This window comes from Variovorax davisae (assembly GCF_030316845.1).
Classification (GTDB): domain Bacteria; phylum Pseudomonadota; class Gammaproteobacteria; order Burkholderiales; family Burkholderiaceae_C; genus Variovorax; species Variovorax davisae.
The window spans coordinates 254,018-273,374 of sequence record NZ_JASZYS010000010.1; the positions used below are offsets into that span (position 1 = coordinate 254,018).

The window sequence follows — 19,357 nt, forward strand, 5'->3', positions numbered from 1 at the left end:
CATCCATGACAGGAAGCCGGAAATGAATCAAAGCAAGAAGAAGATCGGCCGCCCAGCGCGTCCGCTGCATCGCCTCTCGGCGTTCGCGCTCGCGCTGGGCGTGGCGGCCGGCGGCGCCTGGGCGCAATCGCCGGCCGCCGACAGCCAGGCCGTCGAATGGCACCAGCCCGCCCAGCCGCTGGGCAGCGCGCTGACCGCGCTGGCGGTCCACACCGGCCTGCTGGTGGGCGTCGACGCCGACGCGGTGCGCGGCAAGCAGGCACCGGCGATCGAGGGCCGCCACACGCCGCGCCAGGCGCTGCTGCTGCTGCTCGAAGGCAGCGGGCTCGAAGCGGTGCGCGGCAGCACCGGCGGCTACACCGTGCGCCCCGCCGCGCCGCAGCCGCGCGTCGAAGCCGCCGGCAGCGAGCAGCATGCCGCGGGCGGCGGTTCGCTCGACACCGTCACCGTGACGGCCGGCCGCGACACCGTCAGCGAGGGCACCGGCTCCTTCACCGTCGACGGCCCGATCGGCACCGCCACCGGCCTGCCGCTGACGCTGCGCGAGACGCCGCAGTCGGTCACGGTCATCACCCGCCAGCGCATGGAAGACCAGAGCATCCGCCAGGTCAGCGACGTGCTGCGCAACACCACCGGCCTGAGCTTCGTGCAGAGCGGCAACGCCGGCACCGACGCCAACGCGGTCTATTCGCGCGGCTTCCAGGTCGAGAACTACCAGATCGACGGCATCCCGCAACTGGGCAGCTGGCTGACGCAGACCGGCGACCTCGCGCCCTACGACCGGGTCGAGGTGGTGCGCGGCGCCACCGGCCTCATGAACGGCGTCGGCACGCCTGCGGCCACCATCAACCTGGTGCGCAAGCGGCCGACCCAGCAGTTCCAGGCCAGCGCCTCGATCGCCGCCGGCTCGTGGAACTACTACCGCGGCGAGGTCGACATCGGCGGCGCGCTGAACGAGGCCGGCACCGTGCGCGGCCGGGTGGTGGCGGCGCTGCAGGACAACGCGTCGTGGATCGACCGCTACCAGGAGAAGAAGCAGATCTTCTACGGCATCGTCGAGGCCGACCTCACGCCCGCCACCCGGCTCACCGCCGGCGTCGACCTGCAGCAGCACGACAACGACGGCTCGGCGCGCAGCGGCCTGCCGCTGTTCTTCAGCGACGGCTCGCTCGCCAACTTCGATCGTTCGCAAAGCGCGGCCGCGAGCTGGGCCCACTCCTACCAGGACCAGCGCCAGTACTTCCTGGCGCTCGACCACCGCTTCGACAACGGCTGGACCGCGCACGCGGCCTTCAACCGTTCGGAGCGCGGCTACGACGACGTGATCGGCTACGCGGCGCGCGGCTACGTCAACCGCAGCACCGGCGCCGGCCTGGCGCTGTGGCCCAACCAGTGGAACTCGAACCCGGTGCAGAACGCGGCCGACTTCCACGCCACCGGTCCCTTCGAGCTGTTCGGCCGCAAGCACGACCTGGTGGTGGGCTACAACATCTCGCGCACCGTCGACCAGCCGCCGAGCTATACCAACTGGTACATCCCCAACTACGACGCATCGATCCCGAACTTCTTCCTCTGGAACGGCGACCTCCCGGCGCAGCCCTTCAACCCGCAGACCGGCACCAACGAGACCGCGACCAACCAGTCGGGCGCCTATGCCACGGCGCGGCTGCGGCCGACCGATGCGCTGTCGGTGATCCTCGGCGCCCGCGTGAGCGACTGGAGCGAGAAGACGCGCCGGATCCCGTTCGTCGGCAAGGCCACCTTCGGCTCGCGCAGCGAGAACGGCGTGGTCACGCCCTACGCCGGCCTGGTGTACGACCTCAGCGACCACTGGTCGGTCTACACCAGCTACACCGACATCTTCAAGCCGCAGACCAACAAGACCCTGAGCGGCGACAACCTCGCGCCGCTCGAAGGCGTGGCCTACGAGGCGGGCGTGAAGGGCTCGTTCTACAACGACCAGCTGAACCTCAGCGCCGCGGTGTTCCAGATCGACCAGGACAACCTGCCGGTGCTGATCCCGAACCAGTTCGCGCCCGACGGCTCGGCCGCCTACCGCGCGGCGCAGGGCACGCAGTCGCGCGGCTACGAACTGGAGGCCGCGGGCGAGCTCATGCCCGGCTGGCAGATCGGCTCCGGCTTCTCGCGCAGCGTGGCCCGCGATGCCGCCGGCGTGCGGCTCAACACCGGCGTGCCGAACCAGCTGTTCAAGCTGTTCACCACCTACCGCATCGCCGGCATCGGCAACGGCCTGACGGTGGGCGGCGGCGTCAACTGGCAGAGCGAGACCTACACCAGCAACCTCGGGCCGACGGGCAAGGCGACCTTCACGCAGCCCAGCTACGCCACGGTCGACCTGATGGCGCGCTACCCGGTCAGCAAGAACCTGTCGATCGCGGTGGCGCTGAACAACGTCTTCGACAAGAAGTACTACACGAGCACCAGCAGCAGCTTCTACGGTGCGCCGCGCAACGTGATGGTGACCCTGCGTGGCTCCTTCTGACCCTTCCTCCAACCTGCCACCCACTCCCCAAGGACCCTCCATGACACTCAAGAAAACCCTGCTCGCCCTCTCGCTGGTGCTCTCCGGCGCGGCCCACGCCCATTTCGTCTGGCTGGAACCCGCGGCGGCGGGCGGCGAGGCCAAGGCCTACTTCGGCGAGTGGGCCGATGACCTGCGCGAGACCGAGGCCGGCCACCTCAAGCTCGTGGCCGCGCCGCGCGCGGTCGCGGCCGACGGCAAGCAAGCGCCCGCCACCCGCCACAGCGACCACTTCTCGGTGCCGGCCGGCGCCAGCGGCGACGCCCGGCTGGTCGGCGGCTATGTCAGCGACAAGGGCGTGGTGAGCCTCTACCAGGCCCGCACCGGCCGCACCGAGACCACGGCGCGCCACGCGCTCGAGCTGGTGCCGCAGGCGCCGGGCAGCAACGGCTTCACGCTGCTGCTCAACGGCAAGCCGCTCGCCAAGACCAAGGTGGTGGTGTTCGGCCCGCCCAAGTGGGAGAAGAGCTTCTACAGCGACGACGCCGGCCAGCTCACGCTGCAGACGCCGTGGCCGGGCCAGTACGTGGCCGAGGTCTCGCACACCGACAAGGACGCGGCAGGCAGCTGGGACGGCAAGCCCTACACCCAGACCCGCCATGTCGCGACGCTGAGCTTCATCGCCAAGTGAGCGGCAGCAAGCTGGGGGTGGCATCGCGCGCGGTCGCGGCCATCGGCGGCGGCTACGCCGTCGGCGGCCTGAGCGCCGCCGTGCTCGCGCTCTGGCTGCCCACGACGCCCGCCGAAGCCGCGCTGACCGGCACGCTGGCCTCGTTCGTGGTCTACGTCTGCGCCGTGCTGTGGGTCTTCGCGGCGCCCACCGCCGGGCGCGCCTGGATCGGGCTGGCCGTGCCGGCGACCGCGCTCGGCGCGCTGCTGCTCGCGGGCCGCAGCGGGAGCCTCGCATGAAGGAAGGCTTCCGCCAGTCGATGGCCTGGCTGCACACCTGGTCCGGCCTGCTGGTCGGCTGGGTGCTGTTCCTGGTGTTCGGCGCCGGCACCGCCGCCTACTACCGCGACGAGATCACCTTCTGGATGCAGCCCGAGCTGCACGCGGCCTCGCGCGCGCCGGTGCCGCAGGCCGAGGCGCTCGCGCATGCGGTGGACTTCCTGCAGCAGCGCGGCCCCGGGAGCCCGCGCTGGTTCATCACCCTGCCGACCGAACGCGAACCCACGGTGCGCCTGTTCTGGAGCGGCCCGCCGCCGCCGCCGGCCGCGCCCGGCGAGAAGCGGCCGCGCACGCGCTTCGAGAACGCCGCGCTCGACCCGGCCAGCGGCGAGGCCGCGAGCGCGGCGCGCGCCACGCGCGGCGGCGAGTTCATCTACCGCCTGCACTTCGACCTGCACTACATCCCGACGCTGTGGGCGCGCTGGATCGTCGGCTTCTGCGCGATGTTCATGCTGGTCGCGATCGTCAGCGGCATCGTCACGCACAAGCGGATCTTCAAGGACTTCTTCACCTTCAGGCCGAAGAAGGGCCAGCGCAGCTGGCTCGACGCCCACAACGCGACCGCGGTGCTGGCGCTGCCCTATCACCTGATGATCACCTACACCGGGCTGGTCACGCTGATGTTCATGTACATGCCGTGGGGCCCGCAGGTGGCCTACAAGGACCATGGCGGCATCGACGCCTTCTTCGCCGACGTGTTCCCCGCGGGCGGGCCGCGCGATGCCAAGGCCGCCGGCCGGCACGCCACGCTCGCGCCGCTGGCGCCGATGCTGGCGCAGGCCCGCGCCCACTGGGACGGCGCGCCGGCCGGCCGCATCGTCGTCAGTCATCCGAACGATGCCCACGCGAGCGTGAGCATCACGCGCCAGGAAGGCCGCGGCATGTCGCAGAACCAGCCTTCGGTGCTGTTCGACGGCGTCAGCGGCGCGCTGCTGTCGACCGCGGGCGACGCGCCCAGGGCGGCGGCCGAGACGCGCGGCGTGCTGTACGGCCTGCACATCGCGCGCTTCTCCGATCCCCTGCTGCGCGCGCTGTTCTTCGTCTCCGGTCTGGCGGGCTGCCTGATGGTGGCCACCGGGCTGCTGCTGTGGGCGGTGAAGGAGCGGCAGAAGTACGCCAAGCGGCTGAAGCAGGGTGGGCGCATCGGCGTCGGCCTGCGGCTGGTGGACGGGCTCAACCTCGGCACCATCGCGGGCGTGCCGATCGCCTTCGGCGCCTACTTCTGGGCCAACCGCCTGCTGCCGGTGGGCATCGACGACCGCGCGGCGGTCGAGATCCGCTGGTTCTTCATCGCCTGGGGCGCCGCCCTGCTGGCTGGCCTGGCGCGGCCGACCCGGCGCATGTGGCAGGCGCAGCTGGTCTTCGGCGCGCTGCTGTTCGCGGGCATTCCGATGCTCAATGCGCTGACCACGGCGACCCACCTGGGCGTGTCGCTGCGCGCCGGGCTGTGGCCGGTGGCGGGCTTCGACCTGGTGTCGCTCGCGCTGGGCCTCGGGCTCGGCGCGGCGGCGTGGTTCACCGGCCGGGTGCGGCGCAAGGCGAAGCCGGCCGCGGCCGCGCAGGCCTTGGAGGCGACGCCATGAACACGCTGCTGCTGGTCTGCGCGGCCTTCGCGGGGGCGCTGGCCGGCTTCCTGGCGCTGGGCCTGGCGATGGACCGGCACCACGAGGACGCCTACGGCCGCGGCAGCACGCCGGGCCGGCGCCGGCCCTGGCTGCGCGCCGCGGGCGCCGCCTTGCTGCTGCTCTCGCTCTGGGCGAGCCTGGGCCTGCAAGGAAGCACCCAAGGCTGGGTGCTGTGGTTCGGCGTGCTCACCGCGGCGGCCTTGGCCGCGGCCGGCATCCTCGCCTCGCGGCCGCAGCGCGCGGCGGCCATCGGGGTCGGCGCGTCGCTGCTGGCGCTGGCGAGCCTGCCACCCGGGCTGCTGGCGGGCTGAACCTCCGCGCCGTCAATCCACGAGATCGGGATCGCTGCGGATGATCTCGTCCCAGAGCGTCTGGAACGACAGCCAGCCGAAGGTCGGCGATCCGAGCACCGACGCCAGCCAGCGGGCGTCCTCGGGCGCCCACTGGGTCGGCGTGCCCGCCGCCTCGGCGAGCAGCTGCGCTTCGCAGCAGCGGTTCATCAGCACGAACCACCAGGCGGCCTCGTCGATGGACTGGCCGGTCGTGAAGATGCCGTGGCCGCCATGGATGGCCATGCGGTGCGGGCCGAAGCCCTCGGCGAAGCGGCGCGCCGCGTCGGCGTCCCGCACCACGCGCGGCGCCAGGATCAGCGCCTGGTTCTCGAAGAAGATGCAGGCGTCCTGGGTGATGGGGTCCAGCCGGCGCTCGAAGGCCGACCAGGTCGAGGCGTGCAGCGCATGGGCGTGGCAGACCGCGTTGACCTCCGGGCGCGCCCGGTGCACCGCCGTGTGGAGCAGCAGGCCGACCGGGTTGACCATGCCGCTGCCGCGCACCACCCGGCCTTGCGGGTCGACCTGGACCAGGTGCGAGACCTTGACCTGGTGCATGGCGACTCCCACCGGGTTGACCCAGAAATGGTCGTGCAGCTCGGGGTCGCGCAAGGTGACGTGTCCCAGCAGCCCGTCGGAGAAGCCGCGCCGGCCGAAGATGCGGCAGGTGGCCGCGAGGCGCTGCAGCGCATGCGCGCGCTCGGCCTCCGTGGATTCGAAGCGCGGCGGGGCACGGGTCGCGAAGTTCTCGACGCCGATCTGCATGGTCGCGCTCCTTGGGATGGCCGACGCGCGACCTTACTCCGAAGGCAGCGCCGGGCCAAGCGGTGCACAATCGCCTGCGCACCACCGAGGAGCCCCGCCATGACAGCCTCACCGACCCCGGCCGTGGAACTCGCGAAGCAGGCGAAGACGCCCTTCCCTGGCGCCTCGGCCGACTACGAGACGGCCCGCCAGGCCCTGCTGGCGCAGGAGATCGAGTTCCGTCGCCACATGACGCGCCTGACCGCCCAGCGCCGCGCGCTGCCGCCCGGGCCGGTGATCGAGAAGGACTACCGCTTCAAGGACGAGCAGGCCTTCGAGGTCGGCCTGGTCGACCTCTTCGGCGACAAGGACACGCTGGTCACCTATTTCTGGATGTACGGGCCGCAGCGCGAACGGCCGTGCCCGATGTGCACCAACTGGCTCGGCGCCGTGAACGGCAACGCCGCCGACATCAAGCAGCGGGTGGCGCTCAAGATCCTGGGGCGCTCGCCGGTCGAGCGGCAGTACGCCTTCGCGCAGGAACGCGGCTGGCGCGACCTGAACTTCGTCCAGACCGTGGGCGACGACTACGCCCGGGACCTCGGTATCCTGATGCCGGACGGCAGCGAGTATCCGGCGCTGACCGTGTACCGGCGCGATGGCGACCGGGTGCGGCTGTTCTGGGCCAGCGAGATGACGCGCGAGATGGCCGACCCCGGCCAGGACCCGCGCGACGCGCCCGATATCGCCTCGCTCTGGTCGGTGCTGGACCTGACGCCGGGCGGCCGCGGCACCGATTGGTATCCGAAGCTCAACTACTGACCAGGCATCGATGAGAACCTTGCACCACCTGTTCGCGGCCGGCGTCCTCGGCCTGTCCCTGGGCGCCGCGGCCCAGCCTCCCGCCGGCGGCCCCTGCCGCGCGAAGTACGACGAGATCAACGCCCAGCTGGCCGAGGCCAAGGCGCAAGGTCAGCGGCAGCGCGCGCGGGGCCTGCAGCGCGCGCTCGACGAAGTGTCCCGCAGCTGCACCGACGACCGCCTGAAGGCCGAGCACGCGCAACGCATCCGCAAGCAGGAGCAGGAGGTCGCCAGGCGCCAGCGCGACCTCGAACAGGCGCAGAAGCAGGGACGCAGCGACAAGGTGGCGAGCCGCCAGGCCAAGCTGCAGGCGGCGCAGGACGAACTGGCGCGCCTGTCGCAGCCCTAGGTGCACGCAGGCGCGTAGGGCCGCTCGGCGCCGACGTAGCGCCGCCACTCCTCCAGCGTCAACCGGCGCCCGGCCAGTCTGCAAGACACCTGCGCCCAGTGGCCGAGGCCGGCCTCGAAGAAGAAGCGCTCCTGCGCCTGCGGATCGGCGCCGGCGATCCAGCCCGCGCCATCCGGCGCCGCACCGAGCAGCCGGGCGCCCGGCGGCAGCGCGAGCGCGGCATCCAGCGGCGCGGCGGCGGGCAGGTCCCAGAACAGCAGCCGGCCACCCACCTGCACCGCGACGCGGGCGCTGTCGGCCGCGAACACGGGGTTGCCGGCGATCGATTCGCCCATCTCGCCCGGCAGCTCGGCGCCGTCCACCACCGGCTGGCGGTCGCTCGCGCGGATGACGGTCAATCGCGGCACTTCCACGCTGGAGAGGCCGCTGGTGTCGACGCTGAAGGGCGCCGGCGGCGGCGCCGTGGTGCCGGGCCAGGCGATCCAGCGGCCGTCCGGGCTGCGCACGCCGCGCGCCTCGGACTGCTGCGGCGCAGGCGCCGGCCCCGCCCATCGCTGCCAGCGGCCCAGGTCGACCGGCAGCGTCACGAACAGCCGGCCGTCCTGGCCGGCCGACACCAGCGTGCGTCCGTCGGCCGCAAACGCCAGGCCGCGCACGGCGCCCGCATGGCGCAGCAGCGCCTGCCCCGGCCAAGGCTGAGCGTCTTGGGTCCAGGACCAGCGCATCACCGCGCCGTTGCCGTGGCCGGTGACGACGAAGCGGCCGTCCGGGGACACCGCCATCCGCTCGAGCGCGCCCTGCCCGGGCACGTCCTGCTTCGCAATGCGCTCGCCGCTCAGGGCGTCGAACACCTCGATGCGTCCGCCGCGCGAGGCGGCGAACACCCAGCGGCCGGAGGCGTCGAAGGCCAGCCCCGCCACGGCGCCGATGGCCGACGTCGCCAGCCTGGGAACGGCAGCGCCGGGCGCGACCGCGACGGCCTGCATGAAGCCCTGGTCGCCGCCCGCGACGACCCAGCGGCCATCGGGACTGAACGCCACGGCCGTGAGGTCGACCGCCGCGTTCAGCAGCAGCCGGGCGCTGCGGCTGGCGAGCTCGTGCAGCCGCAGCGACCTGCCACTCGACACGGCGGCCAGCGTCGCGCCGTCCGGGCTGAACGCCAGCCCGAAGACGAAGCTCGGCGTCGACTCGCCGATCTTGTCGCCATCCGGCAGGGTGCTGCTGCCCGTGGCCTGGTGGACGGTGATCTCGCGGCTCGATCCGGCATGGGCCCAGGTCCGGCCGTCCGGCGCGAAGGCGATGGCCGTGACGGCGCCGTAGAGGTTGATGCCGGTCGTCGGTGGCACGACGGTCTCGACGGCCGGCCGGTCCAGCGCGCCGCGCAGCACCGCGCCATGCGCGTCGGCCAGCACCAGCGCATCGCCCTGGGGGCTCACCGCCAGGGCGGCGAAGGCCGCCGGGTGCTGCTGCAGGCGCGCGACGGGCAAGGACGACATGACCCCCAGCAAGGCGCCGTCCGACGCCGGCGTGCGCACGATCGCCTGCGATTGCACCGCCAGCAGCAGCGCGCGAACCGGATCGCGCACCAGCGACGCCGTCGACTGCGCCGCGAGCTGGCGCGAGAGCGCCTGGTCGCGCAGTGCGTTGGCCCGGTCGCGCTCGCGCAGGGCGACCAGGGCCTGCCACACCGCCAGGGCCGCCAGCACGGCCAGGCCCAGGCCCACCGCGCCCACGAAGGCACGCCACAGCCGGTTCGCCGTCAGCCGGCGCGGGGCCGTGAGCAGCCGGGCCACGAGCGGGTCGGTCGCCAGGCCCCGGGCCGCGGAATCGGGCTGCTCGTCGAGCCAGATGCTTCCGCCGTGCTGCAGCCAGGGCTGCGCGGCTTCGGACAGCACGGGGTCGCGAAAGCTGCCATCGAGGCAGACCGGGATCACGGGCCGGCCCGGCCGCTCGGCCCTGAAGGTCTCGACCTCGGTGCGCACCCAATTGGGCAGCGCCAGCGTGCCGCGGTTGACGACCACCACCAGCAGCTTCGAGCGCAGCAGCGCCCGCCGCAGGGTGTCGGACAACGGTGCGCCGGGGGGCGCCTCGTCTTCGCTGAAGAACACGCTCAGGTCCCGCTCGCGCAGCCGCCGGGCCAGGTCCGACGCGTAGCTCTGCGAGCCGCGCGGCGGTCCGCCGAGCGCGAAGGAGACGAACACGTCGTAGCCGAACAGACGCGAGGCGAACGAGGCCTTCGGGGCTTGCGGGGAAGGCGATGGGGCCGGCGTTTCCTTCACGCGGCCATTCTGGCGGATGGCGCCGGCTGGCGCACGCGGCGCCCCTCGCCGGGAGGATGCGCAAACGCGCGCCTTGCCTAGACTGGGAGGCCATGAAGTGGGAGATGATCATGGTGACCCAACCACCGCAACCGCTGGCTCGCGCGCCCCTGCGCTGGGCCAGCGTCGTACTCGCAGCCGCCGCCTTGGGCGCGCATTCGCCAGCCACCGAGGCCCAGCCCGCCGGCTGCAACTACGGCCCGGACACCTGCGCGCAAGGCTATGTCTGGCGCGAAGCCGATGGCCGCGACCATGTCTGCGTGAAGCCCGAAATCCGGGCCCAGACAGCCGCCGAGAACCGCGCGGCGCCGACGCGCGTGGCAGGCTCGGGGGCCTACGGGCCGAACACCTGCCGGCAAGGCTTCGTCTGGCGCGAAGCCTTCCGGGGCGACGTGGTCTGCGTCATCCCCGAAGCGCGCGCGCAGGCGGCCAGCGACAACGCGCAGGCCGCCCGTCGCCGGGCCTGCCGCCAGTAGGCTCTCACTCGAAGTCGCCGCGGAAGACGACGGCTTCGGAGCGCATGGGCCTGGGTCGGCGACCTCGTGATCAGATCTGGTCCACGAACCGCCGCAGCCCTTCCAGGTCGACCACGGTGATTCCCCCGTACTCGATCTGCAGCAGCCCCGCCGCCCGCAGCCGGTTCAAGGCCGCGTTGCACCGCTGCCGCGACAGCCCGGAGAGATTGGCGATCTCCTCCTGCGAGGTCTCCAGGTGCGCCTGCCCCAGCGGATGCAGCCAAGGGTGGAACAGCCCCGCGATCGCCCTGGCCACCTGGCTGTCGGCGTCCAGCAGCCGCTGCGCCGCGTAGTTGCCCATGAACCAGTGCAGCCGCTCGTTGATCTGCACCAGCAGGAAGTGGTTGAAGCTCAGCTGCGTGCGGTGCAGCCACTCGAAGGTCTCGATCGGCAGCACCGCCACCCGGCTGTCGCGCAGCGCGATGATGTCGGCCGTGCGCGGCACGGCGCGCAGCAGCGTGCCCTCGCCGGCCCAGCTGCCGACCGACAGGCCGCCGAAGGTCACCGAGCGGCCGTCGTCCGAGGTGATCGACCATTTGAGCAGGCCTTCGAGCGTGCCGTACCAGTGCAGCGGGGTCTCGCCGCGCCGGCACAGCGCCGCGCCGGCCGCCACGTGCTCTTCGCGCATCTCGTCCAGCACCCGGGCCTGGGCGTCGGCATCGAGCTCCGCGAACCAGCCCGAGACCTCGAGCAGGCCCGGGATGGAGAGGGAAAGGGAGGCGTGCTGTCTCTGATGGTGAGGCTTGTGGGGCATGGGCGATCCTCGCCTCGTAAACCCTGATCCAGAATGTCGTCGCGATGACTGCCAGGGGGATGCAGGCCAAAAATAATACCCTGCTGTTCACAGGAGACCCACCGATGTCGAAGCGCAAAGTGATCGTGACCATCGCCCCCACCGGCGGCATGGCCCACAAGTCGCAGAACCCCCACCTGCCCACCCAGCCGGCCGAGATCGCCGCCGACGTGGTGGCCTGCTGGCGCGCCGGCGCCAGCGTGGTCGCGCTGCACGCCCGCCGCCCCGACGACGGCGCCACCTGCAACGCCGACGTCTACCGCGACATCAACACCCGCATCCGGGCGGCCGGCTGCGACATCGTCATCAACAACTCCACCGGCGGCGGGGTGCACGGCGACATGATCAAGCCGCTGCCGGGCGACCGCTGGGAGATCGCCTTCGAGGAGCGCATCAAGGGCATGGACGCCGGCGCCGAGATGTGCACGCTCGACGCCACCACGCTCAACCTCTCCTTCGAGGGCCGCGAGATCCTCATGGACACGCCGCTGACCAAGGGCCGGGCCCTGGCCGCCGGCATGAAGGCCCGCGGCATCAAGCCCGAGTGGGAGGTGTTCAGCCCCACCCACATCCTGCAGGACACGACCACCCTGATCCAGGAAGGGCTGGACGACGAGCCCTACTTCATCAACCTGGTGATGAACGTGCACCGCAACTTCCAGAACGCGATGCCCTACTCGCCGCGCAACCTGCAGATGATGGTCGACACCCTGCCCAAGGGCGCGATCTTCGGCGTCAGCGGCATCGGCCCGTCGCAGCTCGAGGCCAACATCGCGGCGCTGCTGCTGGGCGGCCATGCGCGCGTGGGGCTGGAAGACAACCTCTACTACCGCCACGGCGAGCTGGCCACCAACCTGCAGCTGACCGAGCGCATCGTGCGGATCATCCGCGAGATGGACATGGAACCCGCCACGCCGGCCGAGGCGCGCGAGATCATGGGCCTGCCGCGCGTCGGCGCGCCCCGGCCCGAGTTCGCGCCGCGCTGAACAGGACACCGACATGAGCAACACGCCATCGGACGTGCAACGGGTGGCGGTGGTCGCCACCGGCGTCATCGGCGCGAGCTGGGCCGCCTACTTCCTGGCGCGCGGGCTCGACGTCGAGGCCACCGACCCTTCGCCCGGCGCCGAGGCGCGGCTGCGCGGCGCAGTGGCGCAGCACTGGCCGACGATGGTCCGCTTCGGGCTCGCCGACGGCGCCTCGCCCGAGCGGCTGCGCTTCCACGCCCGGCTGGAGGACGCGGTCGCCCAGGCCGACTTCGTGCAGGAAAACGGCCCCGAGCGCATCGACATCAAGATCGACCTGTTCCGCCGCATGGATGCGGCGGCGCCGCCCGCCACCCTGCTGGCGTCGAGCTCCTCGGGGCTGGCAATCAGCGCGGTGCAGTCCGAATGCCGCCACCCCCAGCGCGTGGTGCTGGGCCATCCCTTCAACCCGCCGCACCTGATCCCGCTGGTCGAAGTGGTCGGCGGCGCGCACACCTCGGCCGAGGCGATCGCGCGGGCGATGGCCTTCTACGCGGCCATCGGCAAGCGCCCGATCCATGTCCGGCGCGAGGTCAAGGGCCACATCGCGAACCGGCTGCAGGCGGCGCTGTGGCGCGAGGCCTTCCACCTGGTCGAGCAGGGCGTGGCCTCGGTCGCCGACATCGACACCGCGATCGCGCACGGCCCGGGCCTGCGCTGGGCGCTGATGGGCCCGTTCATGAACCTGCACCTGTCGGGCGGCGCCGGCGGCATCGCCCACCTGCTCGACCACCTGGGCGGACCGATCGAGGACTGGTGGCACGACCTCGGCGCCCCCGCGATGACGGCCGAGCTCAAGCGCCAGGTGACCGAGGGCATGGCCGACGAACTGGACGGGCGGCGCAGCGCCGACCTCGAAGCGGCGCGCGACACCCTGCTGCTGGATTTGATCCGCGCCAAGGCCGCCTCGGCCACCCTCGAATAACACAAGACAACAAGGCCCGACAACGGCCTGGAGACACGCCATGGCCAGCATCGGCTTCCTGGACGACGCGCGCCAGATCGCGCCGCCGCGCGCGCTGCGCATCGACTTCGACGACGGCTCCTTCGCCTTGCGCTCGCCGGTGGCGCTGCGGCCCTACGCCCGCTGCGTCGGCGAGTGGCTCGAGCGCTGGGCGCGCGAGACGCCCGACGCGATCGCGCTGGCCGAGCGCGACGACAGCGGCGAGGCCTGGCGCCGGCTCGACTACCGCGCCCTGCGGCAGGCCGTGGGCGCGGTGGCGCAGGGCCTGCTCGACCTGGGCGTGCCGCCGCAGCGGCCGGTGGTGATCCTCTCCGACAACGCGATCGACCATGCCGTGCTGATGCTGGCGACCCTGCACATCGGCCGCACCGCCTGCTCGCTGTCGAGCGCCTATTCGCGCATGGCCCGCGACCCGGCCCGGCTGCACGGCCTGCTGCGCGCGCTCGACCCGGCGCTGGTCTATGCGTCGGACGCCCGGCTCTACGGCGCCGCGCTCGACGGCCTGGCGCTCGACGCGCCGCGGGTCTTCAGCCGCCATGCCGACACCGTGCCTGGCGCGCTGTCTTTCGAGCGCCTGCTGCAGACGCCCGAGACGCCGGCCGTCATGCAGGCCTTCGAGGCGATCCTGCCCGACGACCATGCCAAGTACCTGCTGACCTCGGGCTCGACCGGGCGGCCCAAGGTGGTGATCAACACCCACCGCATGCTGTGCGCCAACCAGCAGATGATGGCGCAGACCTGGCGCTTCCTGGACGACGAGAAGCCGGTGCTGGTCGACTGGCTGCCGTGGAGCCACACCTTCGGCGGCAACCACAACCTGCACATGGTGCTGAGCCATGGCGGCGCGCTCTACATCGACGAGGGCCGGCCGGCGCCGGGCCTGATCGAGAAGACGCTGCGCAACCTGCGCGAGGTGCGCCCGACCTTGCTGTTCAACGTGCCGCGCGGCTTCGACATGCTGCTGCCCTTTCTCGAAGCCGACGATGCGCTGGCCGCGGAGGTGATGTCGCGGCTGCGCCTGGCCTTCTATGCCGCCGCGGCGCTGGCGCCGTCGACCTGGCAGAGGCTGGAGGCGGTCGCGCGGCGCGTGCGGCCGGCCGAGCCGCTGTGGCTCACCACCTCGTGGGGCGCCACCGAGACCTCGCCGGCCATCACCTCGGCGCACTGGCGGCTCGACGGCGCCGGCTGCATCGGCGCGCCGCTGCCGGGGCTGGAGCTGAAGTTCGTGCCGAACGGCGACAAGCTGGAGATGCGGGTCAAGGGCGTGTCGGTGTTTCCCGGCTACCGCAACGCGCCGCGCGAGACCGCCGAGGCCTTCGACGACGAGGGCTACTACCGCATCGGCGACGCCGGCTACCTGGCGGACCCGGCGCGGCCCGAGCGCGGCGTGATGTTCCACGGCCGCGTGGCCGAGGACTTCAAGCTCGCGAGCGGCACCTGGGTCTCGGTCGGCACGCTGCGGGTCGACCTGGTGTCGCGGCTGGCGCCGCTGGTGCAGGACATCGTGGTCACGGGCCACGACCGCAGCGAGATCGGGCTGCTCGTGTTCGCCAGCCCGCAGGCCGCGGCGCAGCCGCGCGAGGCCCTGCACGCCGCGCTGCTTCGGGTGATGCGCGAGCTGCGCGATGCCGGCGCCGGCTCCTCGCAATGCCCGGTGCGGGCGCTGGTGCTGGGCGCCCCGCCCGACATCGATGCCGGCGAGATCACCGACAAGGGCTACATCAACCAGCGCGCGGTGCTCGCGCGGCGCGCCGCCGAGGTCGTGCGGCTGCATGGGGAGGCCGACGACCCGGAGGTGGTCAGACTCGCGTAAGCGGCGCGCGGCCGCCGCTGGCTAGAATCGAAAATTCATCGCCAGCGGAGATTTCTCGACGTGAGAAGGTGGTTCGTGTTGCTCGGATTGATCGCCAGCCAGGCCCAGGCGCAGCCCCTGTGGTTCACCGTCACGGGCAATCCGGACGATCCCGGCGTGGACACGGTCGAGGTCGACCCGGTCGCGGTGCGCACCGACGGCGCGCTCAAGACCATGAACGTGCGCGTGAGCCGTGCCGCCGAGCGGCGCAACTGGGACGGCCTGCCCTACCGCTCCTACGAATCCCGGGTGGTGTTCGACTGCCGGGCCCGCAAGGGTTCCTACGTCGAGGCGACCTTCTATCCCGTGCCGCTGTGGCGCGGGGCTCCCAAGCCCACGGTCGACTACAGCGCCAATCCCCGGCCGATGCTGTTCCTCGACGTCGAGCCCAACCCGACCCAGCGGCTGATCCGCGCCGCCTGCCGCTCGCACTAGCGTTTCGGCGCCCCCGGCGGGAAGTCCGCGAACAGGCGGTCGAGCGTGCGCTGCACCGTGGCGTCGAGCCGCGACGCATCGTCGGGCAGCACGCCCTCGGCGCTGCCGCGCCAGATCGCGCGCCGGCTCCTGGCGTCGAACATGTCGACCACCAGCGTGCCGGCCCGGTAGTTGTCGACCGACATCGTCACGCTGTCGCGCGCGCCGCTGAAGCCGAGCCAGCGCAGGTCGTGGCCGATGCCGCTGTAGAAGTTGTTGAAGGTCTGGCCGTCGCGGGTGGTGACGTGGGCCGCGACATGCACCTCGCCATCGGCGACCCGCTTCCAGCCGCGCGCCTGCAGCCGGGTGTCGATGCCCTGGATGACGCTCTGCGGCACCAGGGCCGGATCGCCCGCCGGCTCGGCGATCCAGCTGTAGCTGCGATAGCCGTCGAAGCTGGCCTTGGCGTCGAAGTCGGTCTTGACGGTCACCGGGCTCGCGCAGGCCGCCAGCAGGCTCGCCAGCGCGAGGGCAAGGAATCGTCGTCCGATCATGGGTTCTCCTGGGTGGCGAGCGTCCGGCGGACGCCATGCAGCAGGATGGTACAGCCGGGCCGGCGCGGCCCCGGGCTCAGGCGACGCTGGCGAGCGCGTTCGACGCCAGGTGGCCGTTGGTGCGCGCGTAGTGCAGCGCCTGGGTGCGGCTGTTGACGCCGATGCGGCGGTACAGGCGCCACATGTGGACCTTGACCGTGTCCTCGCTGATCTCGAGCCGCTCGGCCATCTCGCGATTGCCCAGCCCCTCGGCGATCAGCTGCACCAGCTGGACCTGGCGCCGGGTCAGGCTGGCGCTGCTTTCGGGCGCGGCGGCCGGGGCTTCGTCCCGGTCCTGCTCGGACTTCAGCACGCTGCGCAGGCCCTTGATCAGGCCGGCCGCATCGGAAGCCTTCTCGATGTAGATGTCGGCACCGGCCGAGAGGCACAGCGCCTCCATGTCGGCCGCCGGCAGCGCGGAATAGACCGCGATCGGCACCTCGGGGTGCTCGCGCCGCGCCGCCTCGACGCCGTCGCAGCCCTTGGTGTCGGGCAGGTTGAGGTCGAGGCAGATCAGGTCGGCGGCGCCGTTGCGCTCGACCGCGCCGGCCAGCTTGTCGAGCCGATCGATCTCGATGATGCCCGCCGCCGGTTGCAGCCGCCGCAGCATCAGGGCAATGGCATCTCTCATCATCGGGTGGTCGTCCACCACGTAGAAGACATTGCGCGCTTTTCTCATTACCAGGTTCTTTCCGACACTCGAGAGGGCTACGGCGAATCAGTTCGCCGAAAGGGCCGAGCGTAGTGGACGAAACAACCGATTGGGAGCCCTTCGCCGCCTCCGGACCCCGGCGAGCGCGACCTAAGTCTCAGTTTTCGGAACTCGATCGACTTCAGGAATCGCCCACCGTTGCCGAAATGCGATCACCTCAACCAACCGAGCAACGAGATTGAAATGTCCAGACTCATCGTCCTGACCCGCCACGGAAGCGTCCGGCAGGTCAACATCAAGGGCCCGATCACCACGATCGGGCGCGACCCGTCATGCGGGGTCCACATCGACAGTCTGGGGGTCAGCCGTCATCACGCGGCGATCCACTGGACGGGCGACCGCTTCGTGCTGACCGACCTGGCCAGCCGCAACGGCACCTTCGTCAACAAGACGCGGATCCGCGAGCGCGCCCTGGCCAACGGCGACGCGATCAGCACCGGCGACTGCCAGCTGCGCTTCCTGTACGAGACCCGGCCGCTGCCTACCGAGGAAGCGCTGCGTCTGGTCACGCTGTCGCACGCGCCGGTCGACATCGATGCCGCCGTGCGCGAGCGCAGCGACTGGGCGACCTTCTTCCGCCAGGGCGCGCGGTCCCGGCATGGCGACGGCCATCGCTCCGGCCGCGGCGAGCGGCGCGTCTGACCGCCCCGCCCCACCCGCCCGCCCCGATCCGTCGGGGCGGTTTTCCTTGGGGCAAAAAAATGGCCCGCACGAAGCGGGCCGAATGATCTCTGGTTAGAAGATCCCTGGAGAACCAGCCTTGTTATCGACAGATCGGCGAAAAACTTGAGGCTTGGCGGCAGGATCCAGAATTGTTACCGAGGTGACACCGGGAAGTGAACCCTTGCTCAGCCAACTTATCCTATGGACTCCCCTCGCTACCCACTCCCACACGGACATCAAATGAAGACGAAGTTTTTTGCACTCGCAGCCCTTGCCGCCCTCGGATCGGGCAGTGCCCTGGCCCAGAAGGCCGGTGACTGGCAGGTCGGTGCCGGCTGGCTGCATTTCGCGCCGCAGGATTCGAGCAAGCCGCTCACGTTCACCTCGCCGGTCGCCGCCGTAGTGCCGGGCTCCGGTGCCAGCGTCGGCACCTCCGACACCCTGGGCCTGAACCTCACCTATTTCATCGACAGCCACTGGGCGGTCGAAGGCGTGATGGGCGTGCCGCCGAAGTTCAAGCTCTCCGGCGAAGGCACGCTGGGCCCGATCGGCGAACTCGGCGAAGCCCGCCAGTGGAGCCCGACCGTGCTGGCCAAGTACTACTTCAACGACGGCGATGCCAAGTTCCGCCCCTACGTCGGCCTCGGCGCCACCTACGTCTGGTACAGCGACGTCAAGCTCACGCCCGGCCTGCAGGGCGCGCTGGCCAACCGCCTGGGCCTGCCGGCCTCGGCGCTGTCGGCGACCACGGCCAAGCTCGACAGCTCGTTCACGGCGGTGTTCAACGCCGGTGTCGCCTACCAGTTCGATCCGCACTGGGGCATGGCCTTCTCGGTCTCCTACATTCCGCTCAAGACCACGGCCAAGCTGACCACCACCGCCCGCGGCTTCCCGGTGGCGACCAGCGAGTCGAGCCTGAAGGTGAATCCGATCGTTCCGTACCTGGCGGTCACCTACAAGTTCTGAGGCGGGTTCCCGAGCGCGCTCGGCGGTCTTGGTTCAGGCGGACGAGGCAGGGCCTCAAGTATTTCGGCAGGCTGCCGATATACCTGGGCTGTCCCCCTTTGTCCCATCTGGAATCACGACCATGTTCTTGAACAATTTTTCGATAGGCAGGCGCCTGGCCCTCGTGCTGGGTGCCATCCTGGCCCTGTTCCTCGCCACCAGCGTGTTCGCGGTGCTGAAGCTGCGCGAGCTCGGCGTCGAGATCGAGGGCATGGTGACCGACAACGTCAAGACCGAGCGCGCCGGCTCGGACTGGCTGCGCCACACCAACTCGGGCGTGCAGCGCGCGGCCGCGATCGCCAAGAGCAGCGATCCCAGCCTGATCGCGTACTTCGCGCCGGCCACGGCGGCCTCGATCAAGGACACCAACGCGCTGCAGAAATTCATCGAAGGCCAGATGACCGCGCCCGAGGAACGGGCGCTGTTCCAGAAGGTCGGCGAGCTGCGCAAGGACTACCTCGCCGCCCGCGAGGAGGTGAGCAAGCTCAAGCTCGCGGGCGACCTCGAAGGCGCCGAGCGCGTCTTCACGTCGCGTTTCGAACCGACCTCGGTCAACTACCTGGCCGGCGTCCAGCAGATGGTCGACCTGCAGCGCGCCGCCCTCGACGCCGCCGCCCAGCGGGCCGAGGCCATGCGCGCGCAGACCACCACGCTGCTGATCGTCTGCTCGGCGGTGACGCTGGTGCTCGGCAGCCTGCTGGCCTGGGGCCTGTCGCGCAGCATCACGCGGCCGCTGCGCCGCGCCGAGGCCACCGCCCAGGCGATCGGCGCGATGGACCTGAGCGGCACCGCCGAAGCCAGCTACGCCAAGGACGAGACCGGCCTGCTGCTGCGCGCCATCGACGGCATGCGCACGGCCCTGCAGGCGTCGCTGCAGCAGGTGCATGGCGTGGTCGCGAACGTGTCGACCGCCAGCACGCAGATCGCGACCGGCAACCAGGATCTCTCGTCGCGCACCGAGCAGCAGGCCAGCTCGCTGGAAGAGACCGCCGCCTCGATGGAAGAGCTGACCTCCACCGTCAAGCAGAACGCCGACAACGCCCGCCAGGCCAATCAACTCGCGGTTTCGGCTTCGGAAGTCGCCGTCAAGGGCGGCAGCGTGGTC

General features: G+C 71.3%; 20 protein-coding genes. 15 read left to right on the plus strand and 5 right to left on the minus strand.

All coding sequences use genetic code 11. The features are described from left to right. Nucleotides 1–22: 22 nt before the first annotated feature. Genes QTI33_RS23120 through QTI33_RS23140 form a run of 5 tightly spaced genes read left to right on the plus strand, consistent with a single transcriptional unit; the run spans nt 23 to nt 5,426 of the window. The gene (locus QTI33_RS23120; protein ID WP_286508683.1) at nt 23–2,503 is read left to right on the plus strand and encodes a TonB-dependent siderophore receptor; all 2,481 of its coding nucleotides are present in this window, start codon (nt 23–25) and stop codon (nt 2,501–2,503) included. A 40-nt stretch (nt 2,504–2,543) separates the two neighbouring features. Continuing rightward, nucleotides 2,544–3,173, plus strand: a complete 630-nt coding sequence (locus QTI33_RS23125; RefSeq protein ID WP_286508684.1) for a DUF4198 domain-containing protein — start codon at nt 2,544–2,546, stop codon at nt 3,171–3,173. Then, entirely contained in the window at nt 3,170–3,451 is a 282-nt protein-coding gene (locus tag QTI33_RS23130) for a DUF3649 domain-containing protein (protein WP_286508685.1), read from the plus strand. Before QTI33_RS23125 ends, QTI33_RS23130 begins: the two co-directional genes overlap by 4 nt. After that, nucleotides 3,448–5,073, plus strand: coding sequence for a PepSY-associated TM helix domain-containing protein (locus QTI33_RS23135; RefSeq protein WP_286508686.1), 1,626 nt, complete (start codon nt 3,448–3,450; stop codon nt 5,071–5,073). The genes QTI33_RS23130 and QTI33_RS23135 overlap by 4 nt, the downstream gene beginning before the upstream one ends. Then, nucleotides 5,070–5,426, plus strand: coding sequence for a DUF3325 family protein (locus QTI33_RS23140; RefSeq protein WP_286508687.1), 357 nt, complete (start codon nt 5,070–5,072; stop codon nt 5,424–5,426). The genes QTI33_RS23135 and QTI33_RS23140 overlap by 4 nt, the downstream gene beginning before the upstream one ends. 12 nt (nt 5,427–5,438) lie before the next feature. Here the strand turns inward: QTI33_RS23140 and QTI33_RS23145 are convergent, their stop codons facing one another. Further along, nucleotides 5,439–6,209, minus strand: a complete 771-nt coding sequence (locus QTI33_RS23145) for a class II aldolase/adducin family protein (RefSeq protein WP_286508688.1) — start codon at nt 6,207–6,209, stop codon at nt 5,439–5,441. A gap of 99 nt (nt 6,210–6,308) precedes the next feature. Between QTI33_RS23145 and QTI33_RS23150 the strand changes: the two genes are divergently transcribed. Beyond that, on the plus strand, nt 6,309–7,010 hold the full coding sequence (locus tag QTI33_RS23150; protein ID WP_286508690.1) for a DUF899 family protein: 702 nt from the start codon (nt 6,309–6,311) through the stop codon (nt 7,008–7,010). 10 nt (nt 7,011–7,020) lie between these two features. Then, the gene (locus tag QTI33_RS23155) at nt 7,021–7,398 is read left to right on the plus strand and encodes a DUF1090 domain-containing protein (protein WP_286508691.1); all 378 of its coding nucleotides are present in this window, start codon (nt 7,021–7,023) and stop codon (nt 7,396–7,398) included. Here the strand turns inward: QTI33_RS23155 and QTI33_RS23160 are convergent. Next, nucleotides 7,395–9,677 (minus strand): toll/interleukin-1 receptor domain-containing protein, encoded by a 2,283-nt coding sequence (locus QTI33_RS23160; RefSeq protein ID WP_286508692.1) that lies wholly within the window; start codon nt 9,675–9,677, stop codon nt 7,395–7,397. The genes QTI33_RS23155 and QTI33_RS23160 overlap by 4 nt on opposite strands. Before the next feature lie 104 nt (nt 9,678–9,781). Between QTI33_RS23160 and QTI33_RS23165 the strand changes: the two genes are divergently transcribed. Next, complete coding sequence (locus QTI33_RS23165; protein ID WP_286508693.1) at nt 9,782–10,192, plus strand: hypothetical protein; 411 nt, start codon at nt 9,782–9,784, stop codon at nt 10,190–10,192. A gap of 70 nt (nt 10,193–10,262) precedes the next feature. Here the strand turns inward: QTI33_RS23165 and QTI33_RS23170 are convergent, their stop codons facing one another. After that, entirely contained in the window at nt 10,263–10,985 is a 723-nt protein-coding gene (locus QTI33_RS23170) for a Crp/Fnr family transcriptional regulator (protein ID WP_286508694.1), read from the minus strand. A 104-nt stretch (nt 10,986–11,089) separates the two neighbouring features. Here QTI33_RS23170 and QTI33_RS23175 point away from each other — a divergent pair, with 104 nt between their 5' ends. The 4 genes from QTI33_RS23175 to QTI33_RS23190 all read left to right on the plus strand — a co-directional run bounded on the left by QTI33_RS23175 (nt 11,090) and on the right by QTI33_RS23190 (nt 15,300). Continuing rightward, nucleotides 11,090–12,010, plus strand: coding sequence for a beta-keto acid cleavage family enzyme (locus tag QTI33_RS23175; protein ID WP_286508696.1), 921 nt, complete (start codon nt 11,090–11,092; stop codon nt 12,008–12,010). 13 nt (nt 12,011–12,023) lie between these two features. After that, the gene (locus tag QTI33_RS23180; RefSeq protein WP_286508697.1) at nt 12,024–12,974 is read left to right on the plus strand and encodes a 3-hydroxyacyl-CoA dehydrogenase NAD-binding domain-containing protein; all 951 of its coding nucleotides are present in this window, start codon (nt 12,024–12,026) and stop codon (nt 12,972–12,974) included. A gap of 40 nt (nt 12,975–13,014) precedes the next feature. Next, complete coding sequence (locus QTI33_RS23185; RefSeq protein ID WP_286508698.1) at nt 13,015–14,826, plus strand: feruloyl-CoA synthase; 1,812 nt, start codon at nt 13,015–13,017, stop codon at nt 14,824–14,826. 75 nt (nt 14,827–14,901) lie between these two features. Continuing rightward, the gene (locus QTI33_RS23190; RefSeq protein WP_286508700.1) at nt 14,902–15,300 is read left to right on the plus strand and encodes a surface-adhesin E family protein; all 399 of its coding nucleotides are present in this window, start codon (nt 14,902–14,904) and stop codon (nt 15,298–15,300) included. Here QTI33_RS23190 and QTI33_RS23195 read toward each other — a convergent pair. Together QTI33_RS23195 and QTI33_RS23200 are read right to left on the minus strand one after the other, a co-directional pair. Beyond that, complete coding sequence (locus QTI33_RS23195; protein WP_286508701.1) at nt 15,297–15,833, minus strand: DUF4136 domain-containing protein; 537 nt, start codon at nt 15,831–15,833, stop codon at nt 15,297–15,299. The genes QTI33_RS23190 and QTI33_RS23195 overlap by 4 nt on opposite strands. Nucleotides 15,834–15,909: 76 nt before the next feature. After that, nucleotides 15,910–16,551: a response regulator transcription factor gene (locus QTI33_RS23200; RefSeq protein WP_286508702.1), complete on the minus strand. Its 642-nt coding sequence runs from the start codon at nt 16,549–16,551 to the stop codon at nt 15,910–15,912. Between the two features lie 216 nt (nt 16,552–16,767). Here QTI33_RS23200 and QTI33_RS23205 point away from each other — a divergent pair, with 216 nt between their 5' ends. The 3 genes from QTI33_RS23205 to QTI33_RS23215 form a co-directional block, all read left to right on the plus strand. Further along, the gene (locus QTI33_RS23205) at nt 16,768–17,226 is read left to right on the plus strand and encodes an FHA domain-containing protein (RefSeq protein WP_286508703.1); all 459 of its coding nucleotides are present in this window, start codon (nt 16,768–16,770) and stop codon (nt 17,224–17,226) included. Between the two features lie 261 nt (nt 17,227–17,487). Beyond that, nucleotides 17,488–18,213: an OmpW/AlkL family protein gene (locus tag QTI33_RS23210; protein WP_286508704.1), complete on the plus strand. Its 726-nt coding sequence runs from the start codon at nt 17,488–17,490 to the stop codon at nt 18,211–18,213. Nucleotides 18,214–18,334: 121 nt separating this feature from the next. Beyond that, nucleotides 18,335–19,357 (plus strand): methyl-accepting chemotaxis protein (locus QTI33_RS23215; RefSeq protein ID WP_286508705.1); only part of this gene is annotated, 1,023 nt, incomplete at its 3' end.

Bases quoted from the DNA above. Each gene is read 5' to 3' on its own strand.
- QTI33_RS23125 (WP_286508684.1), top strand. From the start codon at position 2,544: ATGACACTCAAGAAAACCCTGCTCGCCCTCTCGCTGGTGCTCTCCGGC.
- QTI33_RS23150 (WP_286508690.1), top strand. From the start codon at position 6,309: ATGACAGCCTCACCGACCCCGGCCGTGGAACTCGCGAAGCAGGCGAAG.
- QTI33_RS23210 (WP_286508704.1), top strand. From the start codon at position 17,488: ATGAAGACGAAGTTTTTTGCACTCGCAGCCCTTGCCGCCCTCGGATCG.
- QTI33_RS23140 (WP_286508687.1), top strand. From the start codon at position 5,070: ATGAACACGCTGCTGCTGGTCTGCGCGGCCTTCGCGGGGGCGCTGGCC.
- QTI33_RS23205 (WP_286508703.1), top strand. From the start codon at position 16,768: ATGTCCAGACTCATCGTCCTGACCCGCCACGGAAGCGTCCGGCAGGTC.
- QTI33_RS23175 (WP_286508696.1), top strand. From the start codon at position 11,090: ATGTCGAAGCGCAAAGTGATCGTGACCATCGCCCCCACCGGCGGCATG.
- QTI33_RS23195 (WP_286508701.1), bottom strand. From the start codon at position 15,833: ATGATCGGACGACGATTCCTTGCCCTCGCGCTGGCGAGCCTGCTGGCG.
- QTI33_RS23180 (WP_286508697.1), top strand. From the start codon at position 12,024: ATGAGCAACACGCCATCGGACGTGCAACGGGTGGCGGTGGTCGCCACC.
- QTI33_RS23185 (WP_286508698.1), top strand. From the start codon at position 13,015: ATGGCCAGCATCGGCTTCCTGGACGACGCGCGCCAGATCGCGCCGCCG.
- QTI33_RS23155 (WP_286508691.1), top strand. From the start codon at position 7,021: ATGAGAACCTTGCACCACCTGTTCGCGGCCGGCGTCCTCGGCCTGTCC.
- QTI33_RS23165 (WP_286508693.1), top strand. From the start codon at position 9,782: ATGATCATGGTGACCCAACCACCGCAACCGCTGGCTCGCGCGCCCCTG.
- QTI33_RS23145 (WP_286508688.1), bottom strand. From the start codon at position 6,209: ATGCAGATCGGCGTCGAGAACTTCGCGACCCGTGCCCCGCCGCGCTTC.
- QTI33_RS23135 (WP_286508686.1), top strand. From the start codon at position 3,448: ATGAAGGAAGGCTTCCGCCAGTCGATGGCCTGGCTGCACACCTGGTCC.
- QTI33_RS23120 (WP_286508683.1), top strand. From the start codon at position 23: ATGAATCAAAGCAAGAAGAAGATCGGCCGCCCAGCGCGTCCGCTGCAT.
- QTI33_RS23170 (WP_286508694.1), bottom strand. From the start codon at position 10,985: ATGCCCCACAAGCCTCACCATCAGAGACAGCACGCCTCCCTTTCCCTC.
- QTI33_RS23200 (WP_286508702.1), bottom strand. From the start codon at position 16,551: ATGAGAAAAGCGCGCAATGTCTTCTACGTGGTGGACGACCACCCGATG.